Source organism: Gallaecimonas xiamenensis 3-C-1, from assembly GCF_000299915.1.
Classification (GTDB): domain Bacteria; phylum Pseudomonadota; class Gammaproteobacteria; order Enterobacterales; family Gallaecimonadaceae; genus Gallaecimonas; species Gallaecimonas xiamenensis.
On sequence record NZ_AMRI01000006.1, the window covers coordinates 136,706 to 150,938 of the forward strand.

General features: G+C 63.4%; 15 protein-coding genes. All 15 read right to left on the reverse strand.

Annotated features, from left to right (window positions below):
* Positions 1-449: 449 nt before the first annotated feature.
* The 15 genes from gspD to B3C1_RS05990 all read right to left on the reverse strand — a co-directional run bounded on the left by gspD (position 450) and on the right by B3C1_RS05990 (position 14,195).
* Positions 450-2,561: a type II secretion system secretin GspD gene (gene gspD / locus B3C1_RS05920; protein WP_008483558.1), complete on the reverse strand. Its 2,112-nt coding sequence runs from the start codon at positions 2,559-2,561 to the stop codon at positions 450-452.
* 19 nt (positions 2,562-2,580) lie between these two features.
* Positions 2,581-3,027 carry a hypothetical protein gene (locus tag B3C1_RS05925; RefSeq protein ID WP_008483559.1) on the reverse strand — a complete coding sequence of 149 codons (447 nt, stop codon included), beginning with the start codon at positions 3,025-3,027 and terminating at the stop codon, positions 2,581-2,583.
* Positions 3,024-3,605: a type II secretion system protein GspM gene (gspM, locus tag B3C1_RS19310; protein ID WP_008483560.1), complete on the reverse strand. Its 582-nt coding sequence runs from the start codon at positions 3,603-3,605 to the stop codon at positions 3,024-3,026. The genes B3C1_RS05925 and gspM overlap by 4 nt, the downstream gene beginning before the upstream one ends.
* Complete coding sequence (locus B3C1_RS05935) at positions 3,602-4,636, reverse strand: PilN domain-containing protein (protein ID WP_008483561.1); 1,035 nt, start codon at positions 4,634-4,636, stop codon at positions 3,602-3,604. Before B3C1_RS05935 ends, gspM begins: the two co-directional genes overlap by 4 nt.
* Positions 4,633-5,541 (reverse strand): type II secretion system minor pseudopilin, encoded by a 909-nt coding sequence (locus tag B3C1_RS05940; RefSeq protein ID WP_008483562.1) that lies wholly within the window; start codon positions 5,539-5,541, stop codon positions 4,633-4,635. The genes B3C1_RS05935 and B3C1_RS05940 overlap by 4 nt, the downstream gene beginning before the upstream one ends.
* Entirely contained in the window at positions 5,519-6,175 is a 657-nt protein-coding gene (locus B3C1_RS05945; RefSeq protein WP_008483563.1) for a prepilin-type N-terminal cleavage/methylation domain-containing protein, read from the reverse strand. Before B3C1_RS05945 ends, B3C1_RS05940 begins: the two co-directional genes overlap by 23 nt.
* Positions 6,172-6,558: a type IV pilus modification PilV family protein gene (locus B3C1_RS20590; protein ID WP_008483564.1), complete on the reverse strand. Its 387-nt coding sequence runs from the start codon at positions 6,556-6,558 to the stop codon at positions 6,172-6,174. Before B3C1_RS20590 ends, B3C1_RS05945 begins: the two co-directional genes overlap by 4 nt.
* On the reverse strand, positions 6,551-6,973 hold the full coding sequence (locus tag B3C1_RS05955; protein ID WP_008483566.1) for a GspH/FimT family pseudopilin: 423 nt from the start codon (positions 6,971-6,973) through the stop codon (positions 6,551-6,553). The genes B3C1_RS20590 and B3C1_RS05955 overlap by 8 nt, the downstream gene beginning before the upstream one ends.
* Positions 6,954-7,385 (reverse strand): type II secretion system major pseudopilin GspG, encoded by a 432-nt coding sequence (gene gspG, locus B3C1_RS05960; protein WP_008483567.1) that lies wholly within the window; start codon positions 7,383-7,385, stop codon positions 6,954-6,956. Before gspG ends, B3C1_RS05955 begins: the two co-directional genes overlap by 20 nt.
* A gap of 8 nt (positions 7,386-7,393) precedes the next feature.
* Positions 7,394-8,593, reverse strand: coding sequence for a type II secretion system F family protein (locus tag B3C1_RS05965; RefSeq protein WP_008483568.1), 1,200 nt, complete (start codon positions 8,591-8,593; stop codon positions 7,394-7,396).
* A 1-nt stretch (position 8,594) separates the two neighbouring features.
* Positions 8,595-10,289 (reverse strand): type II secretion system ATPase GspE, encoded by a 1,695-nt coding sequence (gene gspE / locus B3C1_RS05970; protein WP_008483569.1) that lies wholly within the window; start codon positions 10,287-10,289, stop codon positions 8,595-8,597.
* Between the two features lie 127 nt (positions 10,290-10,416).
* Entirely contained in the window at positions 10,417-12,483 is a 2,067-nt protein-coding gene (locus B3C1_RS05975; RefSeq protein ID WP_008483570.1) for an FUSC family protein, read from the reverse strand.
* A 1-nt stretch (position 12,484) separates the two neighbouring features.
* Complete coding sequence (locus B3C1_RS05980; protein WP_008483571.1) at positions 12,485-13,354, reverse strand: efflux RND transporter periplasmic adaptor subunit; 870 nt, start codon at positions 13,352-13,354, stop codon at positions 12,485-12,487.
* Between the two features lie 9 nt (positions 13,355-13,363).
* Entirely contained in the window at positions 13,364-13,564 is a 201-nt protein-coding gene (locus B3C1_RS05985; RefSeq protein WP_008483572.1) for a DUF1656 domain-containing protein, read from the reverse strand.
* A gap of 64 nt (positions 13,565-13,628) precedes the next feature.
* The gene (locus tag B3C1_RS05990) at positions 13,629-14,195 is read right to left on the reverse strand and encodes a hypothetical protein (RefSeq protein WP_008483573.1); all 567 of its coding nucleotides are present in this window, start codon (positions 14,193-14,195) and stop codon (positions 13,629-13,631) included.
* Positions 14,196-14,233: the final 38 nt, after the last annotated feature.

Genomic DNA, 14,233 nt, shown 5'->3' on the forward strand with positions numbered 1-14,233 from the left:
TCGTGAGCCATCTTATTGAAGAGATGGAACTTTGCATATGCAACCTCCAAAGGGCCAAACCGGCTTTTTGCCGGTAGGCCTGTTCCCCTCACCACCCTGTTGGCCGCTTCCATTGCCGTGGTCTGGCCGCCTGGGATCCGGGGGAGTTTGTGTGTGTTCGACAGGGATGTCGCTCAACAACACTGCAGGCATTTGCTGTCGAAGCCCGTCCGGTTACCCGGAAAATGCGGCTTATCTGTAGGCAACAGTCGTGCCTCTTTGGCAACCCATTGAATTAAATGGATAAAGGATGATTTCCCCTGGCAACCACCCCGGCTTTTGTTGCAGGCCTGTAACGACAAAAAGCCTTTCTATAGGTATCTGCTTGTTTAGCTTGGGGTTTAGTTGATGAATGGCTGTATCGGAAAAGAAACAGGGCGCTGTGCGCCCTGTCAGTATTTGGAAGGGGCTTAGAGGTTGGAGAAATCCATCCCCTTGAGTTTGCTGCGGTATTCTTCTGTTACCTCACGGGCTTCTTCGCGGCTGCCGACGGCGGTGGGAGTCAACATTACCACCAGCTCGGTGCGGCGGTTGCTGGTGCCCTTGGAGCCGAACAGCCAACCCAGTACCGGTATATGGCGCAGCCCAGGCACACCGCCGCTGTCGTTGGACTTGTTCTCGCGGATAAGGCCCCCCAGCACCAGGGTTTCACCGCTCTGTACCGCCACCGACGTGTCGATGCGCCTTTGGGTGATGGTGGGGCTGTCGATATCCGAGGTGGTGGTGCGGGCCACGTCGTTGACCTCCTGAAGGATATCCAGCACCACCATGCCGCCGGAGTTGACCCTGGGGGTCACTTCCAGCAGCACCCCGGTGTCTTTGAACTGGATGGTGCTGGTGACATTGCCCAGGTCAGAGGAGGTGTTGGTGGTCTGGGAGGTCCTTACCGGCACCTGGTCACCTACCCTGATGGTGGCAGTATGGTTGTCCAGCACCATCAGAGAGGGTGAAGACACCACATTGACCTTGGAGTCGGTGGCCAGGGCGTTGAGCAGCACCCGGGTACCGGCGGCGTCGAACACCTCGAAGCTGGCCGAGGGCAGGAAGTCGTCTGGGGTGACCAGGGGCAGGCCGCTACCCAGCACGCCCCGGCCACTCTTGCCGCCGATGCTATTGGTGAAGAACCACTGCAGGCCGTAGCGCAGTTCGTCTTCCAGGGTCACCTCCACTATGGTGGCTTCCACCAGCACCTGCAGCGGCAGCACGTCGAGCCGCTTGATGGCCTTGTAAACCTTGTCGTAGTCGCTGGCGGTGGCCATCACCACCAGGGCGTTGTTTTCCTCGTCGGCGATGATGCTCACTTCCCCTACGTCCAGGCTGGACGGGTCCAGCCCCCCTGACACCGAGGTGGTAACGCTGGGGCTGGTGTCGCCTTCACTGGCGGCCGGGGTGATCCTGGTGCTTTGTGGCCTGTCCTGGCGGTTTTTGCGCTGGCCTTCAAAGAGTTGGTTGAGCATTTCGGCCATGCGCCCGGCTTTGCTGTTTTGCACGTAATAAACAAACATGCTGGGGCTCTTGGGGTTTTCGGCCCTGTCGAGCCTTTCCACCCAGGTGCGGGCGTCCTGCAGGTATTTGGATTGGGGGGTGATCACCAGCAGGGCATTGAGCCTTTCGATGGGCACAAAGCGCAGCATACCGGCCAAGGGGCCTTCGGCCTTGTCACCGAACACCGATTCCAGTTCGGCGGACAGGGTACTGGGGTCCACCGCCTGGAGCCGGAACAGCCCCACCGACATGCCCTTCATCTGGTCTACGTCGAACACCTTGATGGTGTTGCGCAGGTTCACCAGGTCCGACTGGGTGCCGGCCAGGGTCAGCAGGTTGCGGTGCTCGTCGGCTTGGATAATCCCTTGCTTGGGTTTGATGGGCTCCAGCAGCTTGGCCATCTCCTTGGCGGAAATGTACTGCAGGGGCATCACCAACATTTGGTAACCCCGGTTGGCCGACAGCTTGGCCCTGGGGCTGACCGACCCACCGGCCCCGTCCAAGGGCACGACTTTGTAGATCCCCTGGTTCTCCACCAAGGCGGCGCCGTTGGCCTGGAGCAGGGTTTCCAGGGTGGGCAGCAGGGCATCCTTGGCGATGGGCTTGCTGGTTTGCAGGTTGACCGCCCCTTGGACTTTCGGGTCCAGGCTGTAGTTGACCTGCATGATGTCCCCCAGCACCGTTTTCACCACCTCACTGATGTCGGTGCCTTGGAAGTTTAGGGTGACATCCCCCTCGGCAGGGGGTTGGCCCGCCGTCTGGTTGGAAAAATTCACGAACTGCCCCGAGCCCTGGTACAGCTCGGAGCGGACCGGTGTTGCCACCTGGGGGTTGGGATCGGCATCCGAGTAGCGGAAGCTACCGTCCCCGGTCCTGGCCTGGTCATACAGGCTGGGCCGCTTTTTTACCGGTGCCGGGCTGTCGTTGCGCAGGGGATTGTCCCTGGCGTGGTCACCCCCTGGCGCCCAGGCGCAGGACAGGATAAACAGACCCGACACCAGGGCCAGGGTCAAGCGTATTGACGAGCTGCCGTTCATATCGACCTCCGTCGCCTCTCTAGGGACCCTTGCGGTTGTCCCTTTGGTTGTTGTCTTGCGGTCTGACGTTCCTGGCCTTGGGGCGCTCCGCTGCCTTGAGTTCCAGCTCCACCTTTTCATCCCCGGCTTGCAAGGTAACCGATTGGGGTTGGATGGAGATCAGTTGCCAGTTGTCATCCAGCGGTTGTCCTTTGGCCAGCGTCAGCCGACGCGGCCCCTTTATTTCGGTAAAGAGCGCCAGCTGTTCCTGGTCGCGGATCACCACACCCGACAGTAGCCATTTGCCCTTGATTGCCTGGGCGTCGGCACTGCTGGCGTTGCTCCCCCTTGGCTGGCGGTCGGGGGAGAACAGGTTCTTCTGGTTGATGATGCTGTAGCTGTCCAGGGGCGGCACCATCGGCAGGTCCTGGGCCGGTTCGGCGGCCAGGGCCAGGGTGCAGGGCAGCAGCAGGACGAGGATTCTCATGGCTGCTCCTTGCCCATGTAGGCGGTGAGTTCAAAGCGGATATCCAGGCTCGGCACGGCGGGCCTGTTGTCATTGCGTATCGGTACCGGGGCGGCGCTGACGGTGAGGTTGTCGACGAACAGCAAGGGCCGGCTTTGCTCCAATTGGTGCAACAGGGCGACCAGATCGCCGGTTTCCCCCTTGAGAACCACGGCCAGGGTGACCTTGGGCTGGCCGCCCTGTTCGGTGGTGGTCAGGGTCTGGGTGCTGACCAACTGGCCACTGCCGGCTTCTACCGCTTTGGTGAGTAGCCGTTGCAGGCGAGCGGCCGCCAGTGGCGCCTTGGTTTCGGGCAGGAACAGGCCGTCGGCCGGGTTGCGCTGACGCAGGCTTTCCAATTGCGCCTTGAGCTGGTCTTCTTCTCCGGCCAGGCGGCTGATGTGCTCAATCTGGTTTTGCAGCCTTTCAAGCTCGCTACCGTCCTGTTGCCAGCGGGCCAGCCAGGGGGCCAGTAGCAGGCTGTAGCCCAGCCACAGCAACAACAGCAATAGCAGCAGGGCCAGCAGGCGCTGCACCAGGGGCGGCAGGTTGGACATCATGGCTGGCCCTCCCGCAGTTTGGCTGTCAGGGCAAAGCGCTCCCGCTGGCTGCGGGGGTTGACGGTGACAGGTGATATAAATCGGGCGTCCTGCAGCAGCGGCGATTGCTCCATCAGCCCCACCAGGGTGGAGGCGTCCGCCGATTCTCCCAGTAGCCTCAGCTCCTGGTCCTTGACCTCCAGGCGGCTGATCCAGGTGTGCTGGGGAATGCGCTGGGTCAGCTCCTTGAGCAGATCCAGGGCCGATACCTGCTGGCGTTTACGTTGCACCAGGGCCTGGGCACCGTCGGTCAGCAGGCTGATCTGTGCCTTGACTGCCATGGCCCGCTCGGCGGCGGCCTTGGGGGCGGCCAGCTGCTCTTGCAGTTCCTGGATGCGGCTCTCCCGCCAGACAAGGGGCCCTATGGCCAGGACCAGCAGGGCGGCCAGGGCCAACAGCCAGGCAAAGCGCCCCGGCCCCTGGCTTTGTTTACCGGCCAGGGAGATGGTGGGCATGTCGGGGGCGTCGGTCCCCAAGGCGCTGACTTTCAGGCCCAGCAGGTCAAGCTGTTGCAGCAACGGGGCCAGGCTGTCTTTGCTGACCACCATCAGCATCAGGCTGAGACGGTCTGAGCTGCGGTCCAACCCCAGCTCCTTGAAGGCAAAATGCACCTGCTCGGCGCTGAAGGGGGTGTAGCGGTTCATCTCGAAACGCAGCACCTCCTCCAGGCGGTTGCGGGCCGCCCCCGGCAGCTGCACCACTTTCGCCAGCACCTGCTCTTTTGGCAGCAGCAACAGTACCTTGCCGGCTTTTTGGGCCAGGGTGGCCAGCTGTTGTTGCTGGGCCTGGCTGAGCTGGTCTGCCAGCAAAGGGGTGGCGCCCTTGTCGGTCAGCCAATGGAGGCCGTCGGGCTGGGCGCTGATGATCAACGGCTTGTGGTGGCGGCCCGAGGCTTGGCGCCAGGAAGCAGGTAGCAGTCCTTGCAGCTGGCTGGTCCACCATTGCCAAAAGGGTCTTATGCGGGCCTTGAGATCGCTGGCGGCGCTGTTCATGAACCACCTCCCGGCCAGGGCGGGGTGCGCCCCTGGCTAAGGATGTCGAAGGGCATGTCGGGAAAACGCCCCTGGCGCTTGACCAGCACCGTCATGGCGTAGGGGCGTTGGTCATCCACCCAGCTTTGGGCGCTGATGCTGTAGTAGAGGCCGGTGCTACTGCCTTTGGCCAGCAACGGCGAGTCCAGGGGAAAGACCGGCGGCGTCACATGCTGCTGGTGGCTGCGCCGCCTTTCCTGGACATAGTTGTCCACCAGGGTCTGGTCGCCCCCGGCCAGGGCCAGCAGCACCAGAGGCGGGGCATAGAGAGGGTTGACGGTGCTGGCGTGGGTCATCACCGTCAGGGCCGGCTTCAGGCGCTGGGCCAGGGCCGCAGGCATGCCCAGCAGCAGGTCCAGTTCGTCCAGGCTTTGGAAGGGGGCGTCCTTGGCGCCGTAATCCAGGCCGGCGGCGGCGTAGTCGGCATCTTCGGCGCCATGCAGGCTGACCAGGTCGTCACCGTCGCGCCAATCGAGGATCACATCCACCAGCTGCACCTCCTGCTCGTCGGCGCCGGCGGCCAGCAGCAGCTGGGTCAGCAGTTCCGGGGTGGCATTATTGATATCCACCTTGCCCCTCTCGTCGCTGATGGCCAGCTCCACCTGTTGCTGGTTGAGGCTGATCTGCTGGATGCCGCCGTCCGCCAGCCAGGGCTGCTGGGTGGCCGGTTGCAGCAGGTTGACCATGGCCAGGCGAATGGCTCCTTCGGCCAGGGCCTGGCCTCGCACCGTCTGGTCCTGGTTGAGGGTCAATTGCCCCTCCAGGCGGCTGGTGGTGGTGAGGGCGGCCGCCATCAGCGACAGCAGGGCCAGCAGCCACAGCACCGCCACCAGGGCCACCCCTTTAGCTGGGACTTTTAAGGCCATAGGCTTTCCCCTGGGGTTGGATGCTGAGGGCCGGCCAGAACAGGCGGTTTTCTTCCGCCACCTGGAACTGGATGCGGATAAGCTCGGGCAGCTGGTTTTCCCCTTGCCATTGGGGGCGCCAATCCCCCTGGCGGTCCCTGACCCTGTAGTAATCGAACTGCAGGCCCTGGACGGCCCTGGTCAGCACCAGTTGCCGCCCTTCCTGGCGCAGCCTTTCTTCCAGGTCCGGCCAACTGATGCGGTTTTCTTCGGTGTCCATGGGCAGCAGGGTCAGGGTCAGGGCGGGGCCGTCTTCGGTGTCCAACAGGGCCAGCTGGCACCAGGTAGGGGTGCCCAAAGGCCCCAGCTGCCGGGGTTGGGGCGCCAGGAAGATCAGCTGTTGCTGGTCGCCGTACATCACCACCTGCAGGGTGCGGCTATCGTCGCTGCGCAGGCGCATGTCGTTGCTGCCGGCCAACAGCTCACGCAGGAATTGTTCGGCCAGCAAGGCTTCTTGCAGGGCGTCGCTGCGGCCATAGAGGCTATGCCAGGTCTGGGTGGCAATGCGCAGGCCGCCGGACACCAGCACCGCCAGCAGGCTGGTCAGCACCAGGGCGATCAGCAGTTCCACCAGGGTAAAGCCGCCGTGCTTCACAGTGGCCTCCCCAGCAGCAAGGTGTCGAGGCTGACCTGCTGGCTGTCCTTGTCGCCCCAGCTGACGGTGACCCTGGCCTCGAAGGGCAGGGCCTTGAGTTCGAAGGGGCCGAAGGCCTCTGGCACTGTGTAGGGCCTGACCCTGCTGGTCCAGCGGAAGCTGCCTTCCAGGCGGCCACTGTCCGAACCCGGGTTCAGCCTGGGCTGGGCGGCCAGCTCCGCCAGTTTGGACTGGGCCAGGGTCAGGGCCAGCTGGCGGTTGTGGGCGCTTTGATAGCTGCGAGTACTGAGGGAGAAGATACTCATCAGCACCCCCAGGGTAGCGGCCAATATGGCGAAGGCCACCAGCACTTCGAGCAGGGAAAAGCCCCTTTGGCTAATCATGGATGCTCACCTTGCCGGTCAGCCAGTTCACGTCGATGCGGTATTGGTTGCCGTCCGCACTCAGTTCCAGGGCAAAGTCGCTACTGCTGCCGTCGGGATAAAAGCGCCAGGGGCCCTTGGGGCCGCTGGGGTGGAATTGCACCCCGGCCGCCAGGGGCAGGAGCTGGCCCTGGTCCGGCACAAGGGCGTGCAACTGCGGGTCCCAGCGCAGGGCCTGGGGCTGGCCGCTGGCCACGGCGTCGGCTCGGATCTTGCGCAGCAGCGCAGCTACCTTCTGGGTGTCGGCGCGCAGGGCCATGCCGGGCATCAGCTTGCTCAGGCGCGGCGCGGCCAGGCTCAGTACCAGGGTGGCGATCACCAGTACCAGTATCATTTCCAGCAGGGTGAAGCCGCGCTCAGTGCCAGCTGCCCACATCCTGGGCCTCCCCTTCGCCGCCGGGGGCGTTGTCCGACCCCAGGGAGTAGATGTCGAAGTCGCCGTACTCACCGGGGAAGCGATAGTGATAGTCGTTGCCCCAGGGATCTTTACGTACCACTTTCTTGGTGAGGTAGGGGCCGTTCCAGATGGTGACGCCGCTGGGACGGGCCACCAGGGCGTCCAGGCCTTCGTTGTTGGTGGGGTAGCGCCCCACTTCCAGGCGGAACAGTTCCACCGCCGAGCGCAGTTCCTCTATTTGCAGGGCGGCGGTCTTGGTCTTGGAGCTGGACAGCTGCTTGATCACCTGGGGGCCGACCAGGCTGGCCAGCAGGCCCAGGATCACCAGGACCACCAGCAGTTCCAGCAGGGTAAAACCCGGGTAACGGTAGCGCGGCGCTTGAAGGTGCATGGGGCCTCCTACAGGGGCAGTTCGTTGATGCTCAAAATGGCCACCAGGATTGACATGATGATGGCTGCGATAAAGAGCCCCAGGCCGACGATCATCGCCGGCTCCAGGACCGCCAGCAGCCGTTGCAGGCTGGTTTCCACTTCCCTGTCGTAGACAGAGGCCACCTTGAGCAGCATCTGGTCCAGTTGGCCGGTCTCTTCCCCCACCTGGATCATCTGCAGGGCCAGGGCCGGGAACAGGCCGGTGGCCTGCAGGGGTTCGGCCAGGCGCCGCCCTTCCTTGATGCCCAGGGTCACTTCCCCTATGGCCTGGCTCATCTGTTGGTTTTGCAGGACCTCCCTGGCTATGGTCAGGGCCTTGACCAGGGGCACGCCCCCGGCCATCAGGGTGCCCAGGCTGCGGCTGAAACGGGCCATCTCCAGCTTTTGCAGCAACTTGCCCAGCAGCGGCAGCCTGAGCCGCAGTTTGTCCCAGGCCAGGCGCCGGGTAGGGTCGGCCAGCAGCTTTTGGCCAAGGCTCATGGCCAATACCAGGGCCAGCAGCATCCAGATGCCGTAGTGGCGCAGGGCGTCGGCCAGGCCGATCACCACCTGGGTGGACAGGGGCAGGGCCTTGCCCATGTCGGCAAAGAGCTGTTCAAACTGGGGCACCACGTAGGTGAGGATGATCAGCAGCGACAGCCCCGATACCGCCAGCAGGATAAGGGGGTAGATAAAGGCGGACAGGGTCTTGTCGCGAAGGTCCTGGGCCCGCTCCAGGTGGGCGGCCAGGTCGGTCAGGCCCTGGCCCAGGGCGCCGGTAGCTTCGGCGGCCTGCACCAGGTTGAGGTAGAAGCGGTCAAAGCGGCCCTGCTGGTCGGCCAGTACCGCCGACAGGGACTTACCGGCCCGCAGGCCGTCCTGGAGCTGGGCCAAGAGGCTGGCCAGGGCCTGGTCGTTGCCCACCTGGCGCATGATGGTCAGGGCCCTGTCCAGGGTGATGCCGGCCCCCAGCAGGGCGGCCAGCTGTTGGGTGAACAGCAGCACCAGCCGGTGGGCCAGGCGCTGGCGGCCCAGTTGCAGGTCCCAGATGGCCTGGCGGCGCACTTCCAGGGGAATAAGCCCCAGGGCCTGCAATTGGCTGACCACCTGCTCGCGGCTGGCCGCCTCCAGCTGCCCTTGTTGCAGCTGGCCTTTGTCGGTCACGGCCTTATAGCGAAACTGTGGCATCTCAGTTTTCCTGGGTTACCCGCAGGACCTCCTCCAGGTTGGTGATGCCCGCCATGGCCTTGAGGCAACCGTCCTCGTACATGGTGAGCATGCCTTCGCCCCTGGCTTGCTCCAGCAGTTCGTTGCTGTCGGCATGGCGCAACACCAGGCGCTTGATGGCGTCGCTCACCAGCAGCAGTTCCTGGATGGCCACCCGGCCGTGGTAGCCGCTACCCTGGCAGGCACTGCAACCCCTGGCCCGGTAAAGGCGTAATGGCTGGTCCCCCGCCAGCTTGGCCAGGCCCATTTCCCGGACGGCTTCCGGCAGGGGGTCGAAGGCTTCGCGGCAACGGGTACAGAGCTGGCGCACCAGGCGCTGACCGATCACCGCCACCAGGGTGGAGGTGAGCAGGTAGTCTTCCACACCCATTTCCAGCAGGCGGGTGACCGAACTGACGGCGTCGTTGGTGTGGAGGGTGGACAGCACTAGGTGGCCGGTCAGGGCCGACTGCACGCAGATCCGTGCCGTTTCCAGGTCGCGCATTTCCCCCACCATGATCACGTCCGGGTCTTGGCGCACTATGGCGCGCAGGGCATTGGCAAAGCTCAGGCCGATGTCCGGTTTGACCTGGATCTGGTTGACCCCCTGCAGCTGGTATTCCACCGGATCTTCGACGGTGATCAGCTTGCGGTCGGCGGTGTTGAGCTTTTGCAGGGCGGTGTAGAGGGTGGTGCTTTTTCCCGAGCCGGTTGGCCCGGTCACCATAATCATGCCGTTGGGCAGGGCCAGCACCTTGTCCAGGCGCTGGCGGTTGGCGGTGCTGAATCCCAGGTTGGCAAAATCCAGTACCAGGTTTTCCTTGTTCAACAGCCGCAGTACCACGCTTTCGCCATACAGGGTGGGCACGGTGGAGACGCGGATATCCATCTCCTGGCCCTGGCTCTTGACCTTGATGCGCCCGTCTTGGGGCAGGCGGCGTTCGGCGATGTTGAGGTGGGCCATGATCTTGATGCGGGAGATCACCGCCGGCGCCATCTTGATGGTGGGGGCCTGGGTTTCCTGCAAGACGCCGTCGATGCGGTAACGGACCTTGAGCAGGTTGTCGAAGGGTTCGATATGAATGTCGGAGGCGCGCTGTTCCACCGCCTTTTGCACCAGCAGGTTGACCAGGCGGATCACCGGCGCTTCCGAGGCCATGTCCCGCAGCTGCTCCACGTCCTCTTCGCTGACGGTGTCGGCGGCTTCGGCTTGGGGCGGGGCCTGGTTGTAGAGGCGCTCTATGGCGTTGTCCAATTCCGAGGCCAGGGCCACCTGGCGTGCTACCGCCTTGCCGCTGGACAGGGCCAGGGCGTTGACGGCGAATTGGTCCAGGGGGTTGGCCATGGCCACGGTGAGACTGTGCTCGTCCTCGGCCAGGGGCAGCAGGCGGTTTTCCTTGAGAAAGCGGGGCGAGAGGCTGCCGTCTAAGGGATCGGTGGGGAATTGCTCGGCTTCCACCAGGGGCAGCCCCAGCCAGTCGGCCAGGTGTTGGGCCAGTTCCCGCTCCGCCACCATGCCCAGGCGCAATAGCAGCGAAGCCAGGGACTCGGTGTTGCCCTGGCTTTGCCGCATATGTTCGACCCTGGCCAGCTCGGTGTCGCTAAGGCGACCCGCCTGCACCAGTGCCTGGCCGAGTTCCCTCTCGCTAAGAGCTCCTGTCTGCGCCATGACGGCCATCGGATACTCCCGCTCACTCTGGGGTAGCTAAAAGGATAGTTGTAACAGGCAAGTTTCGTTGGTGATGTTTTTCGTTTGCCTAGTCCGTTGGCTTGCCGTTCAGGGAAGCTTCAGGCGGCAAAGAGGTTCAGCCGGCGGTGGCGGGCTGGGGTTGTTGCGGGCTGGCCAGGCTGTGGGCGGTACGTTCGAAGGTCAGGGCCAAGCGTTCCATCATGCCTTCGATGATCTCTAATTGTGGGGCACTCTGGCCGCTCTTGCGGATAGCCACCAACAGAAAGTGGCTGTGGCGGCGGTAGTCGCCGTCCAGCTGGCCCTTGGCGGCCAGCAGGTAGGCACGGGACAGGGCTTGTTGCCAGCGACGCAGCAGGGCCTTGACCCTGGGGTCCTTGTTGCCCTGAAGCTGGCGGCGCAGGCGAATGGACACATGGCCCAGGTTGAGGCCGGTCAGGCCCAGGTCGGTCATATGGCGGCTGCCGCTGCTGGTGCCCTGCTCATAGCCGGACAGGCGCATCAGCCGCTCCCCCATTCGGCCGTTGAACCAATGCTCGGCGTTTGCATGTTCGCCAATCTGGGCCAGGTCCCGGCCGGTGACCTGGATCAGCCGCCTTTGCATCAACAGGCTGTCGGGAGCGGTGATCAGCTTGAACACCCAGTAGAGAATACTGATGCCCACGAAGATGGCCATGGCGGTGCTCAGGGTGCTGTCCACGGCGAAGCGCATCTGGTTGCCGGGCTGGATAAGGATGGTAAAGGGGATGCTGAACCCCAGGCCGTAGGGCAGGGTGGCACGGTTGGCCAGGGCCATCAGGCCGATGAAGAAGGGGCCGGCCAGCACCAGTATCAGGATTTCGAAATCGCCGCTGCTTTGGGCCAACAACCCCAGGCCGAAGAACAGTGCCACAGGTATGGCGATCAAGACCCCCACCAGCAGCCGGCTCAGCACATAGGTGGGGGACGGCAGCCTGGCGAACATCACCGAGAAGGTCAGGGGCAATATCATCAGCATCACCGTCGACGGTGAGGTGGAATGGATCCAGATGAAGGCGCCGATCAGAAACACCACGGCGGTGCGAAAACCGGTTATGGCGCCCACCAGGGGGTCACGGTAGCTGCCAAGGCTGGGAGCCTTGAGCAGGGTCTGGTCGCTGTTCTCCAGGGCGTCGTAAGCCTTGAGCACCATCACCAGATCACCCACCAGTTCCATGCAGGTTTGCACCAACCTTGCCTGTATGGGGGTGCCGGCCTCATGGCCGGCCCGGTAGTGCAGCAGCTCCCGGCGCAGCTGCTGGGCCAATTTGTAGCAATCAGGGTAGGACTGGCTGGCGGCCATGGCTTTGAAGGCCTGGCGCAGTTTGTCCAGCAGCGCCTGGAGATCCTCGTTGAGCAGTTCGCTGTGGTTGCGGCGAAAACGGCCGAAGATCTGGATCACCGCCAGCAGGGACAGCACCTTGTGACAGAGCAGGTTGGCGGCACGGGCCCTGCCGGCGCCGTCCAACCCTTCGTAGACCACGGCGCTGGAATCGTCGTTAAGGGCGATAAGGGACTCGAGGATGGCGTCGGCGTGGCGGTGGCGCTCCTGGTGGGAGCCCTGGGGGTCCAGCTCCAGGTCCAGGTAGGCCAGGGTCTGGTTGATGACGTTTCGGGCATGGTCCCGCAGCACGCCCCTGACCCGCATGGGCCAGAGCAGCAGGCTGACCAGGGTGGCGCAAAGGGCGCCTACCACGATTTCGCTCACCCTGGCCGAAGCCACCTCAAATACCGCCTGGCTGTCGGCATGGGCGGGGTCACTCATCACCAGCACCACCACCAGGCTGGCGGTCATGCCGGCCATGGCAAAGCCGTAGATGAAGTTAAGGCGATGGACCATGGCCGAAGCGGCGGAATTGAGGGCTAGCCACAGGGCCAGGCAGCCTATGGCCAGGGCCGGGTAGGGCATCAGGTACGCCAGAATGGCAATGCCGGCGCCGCCGCCCACCAGGGTGCCGAGGATTTGGCAGAGGCCTTTTTCGATAACCAGGCCGCTTTCCGGCCGCATCTGCAAAAACACTGCCGACACCAAGGCCCAGTAGGGGCGTTCCAGGTCCATGTACATGGACACGAACAGCGCCAGGGCCATGGCAATCACACCCTTGGCCGCGAAGGTCAGGGTGTGTTTGTCGGGGGCCAGCAACAGGGCCAGGGCAGGGGGCAGCATGTTAGGGGGCGCTGTCGGCCGCCAGCTTGATGGACACCGTCATGCCGGCGCTGAGCACCACGTCCTGTGGCACGGGGTCGAGGGCGATATCCACCGGAATGCGCTGGGCCAGGCGGACCCAGTTGAAGGTCTGTTGCACCTGGGGCAACAGCTGGCTGTTGGTGGCGGTGTTGGTATCGGCTATGCCCCTGGCGATGCTTTGTACTCGGCCGGTCAGGGGTTTGCCGCCACTCATCAGCCGCACTTCGGCGCCCTGGCCAACCTTGACCATGGGCAGCTTGGTTTCCTCGAAGTAGCCGGTGACGTAGAAAGAGCCCTTTTTCACCAGGGACAACACCGGAGTGCCTTTGTTGACATAGTTGCCCTGGCGCAGGCCCAGGTTGATCAGGGTACCGTCTTCCGGTGCCTTGACCTGGGTGCGAGCCAGGTTGATGCGGGCGGTTTCCACTTGGGACTCGGCCAGGCGGAAGCTGGCCAGGGCCAGCTCGGTATTGATGCGGTAGGTCTCCAGGTCTTCGTCACTGATGGCGGACTTGTTGACCAACTGGCGGCGCCTTTCGTACTGGTGTTTGGCCAGCTCCCAGGCATAGCGTTGGTGTTCGACCTGGGCCTCGGCTTCGGCGATATCGGCCTGGTAGCGGGTGCTGTCTATGGTGAAGATGAGGTCGCCCTTCTTCACTTCCTGGTTGTCGTGCACCTTGAGCTCGGTCACCCAGCCCCCCACGTCCGGGGCTATGGTCACCACTTCGGCCCTGACTCGGCCGTCACGGGTCCAAGGGGAGTAGAGGTAGTGGTCCCAGACCCAGCGGCCGGCAAAAACGGCAGCCACCATCAGCAACAGGGTTACGGCAACGCGAAGCAACTGAACCATAGCTAAGACCTAGTCCCCCAACAGATAAACGGCCAAGGCCAAGTAACAGACAAAGAGTGACACATCGAACCAGGCATCCTTCCAGATCCACTTGCCCAGAGCCAGTTTATGCAGCAGCAACCGGGTTGCCAGGGCCATCAGCAGGGCCAGCAGGGCAAAGACCACCAGTGGACTGAAAAGGAGCCCTCCCAGGGCCAACTCGTGCAGCATGCCGCGCCTTATGTGTCAGAAGGATCAAGCGCCCCCATCTTAGCTTGAGTTGATTGGATTTACCTCAAGGACTTGGCGCGGCTTGCTCCCCGGAGAAAAAGACCACGGCCGGGCAGTGGCGACGCAGAGCCCGGTTCAAGGCGTCTTGGTAGTCAAACCAGGAGGTAGTAGTGGGCAGATGGTAGCGAAGGGCGCTTCCGTCCAGGTAGCCTGCCCTGAGATAGGCTTGGTCATGCTCCCAACCCAGAAAGAGGGAACAGAGGGAGCCGGTGCAGATAAGGTCCGGGGTCCCTTCCCGGTAAAGCAGCAATACCTCTGGGCAAATGGCCAGTTGCGGTTGCTGGGCGTTGGGCAGGTAGTCGGCCTGGTGCAGTGTGGGAAAGCGCTTTAACAGGCGATTGTGGTGGCGTTGCCTATACCTGGCGCTGAGAAACGTTGTCATGGCCAGGAATGCTGCGATGGCCAAGGGCCCCAGGGCGTGTTCGAAGGTAACCCTGCCTAGGTTGCTGAGGCTGCTCAACAGGTCACCTTTGCCTTGGGCCCAGGCGTCGGTAAGGACCGCCGACAGGTTCCAAAGCAGCAGGGCTGCCAGTATCAGCCATAAGACAACATTCAGTATCGACTTCAACATTGTGACCTCCCTGTCACGCCGTTTGAGACCCGCTCTGG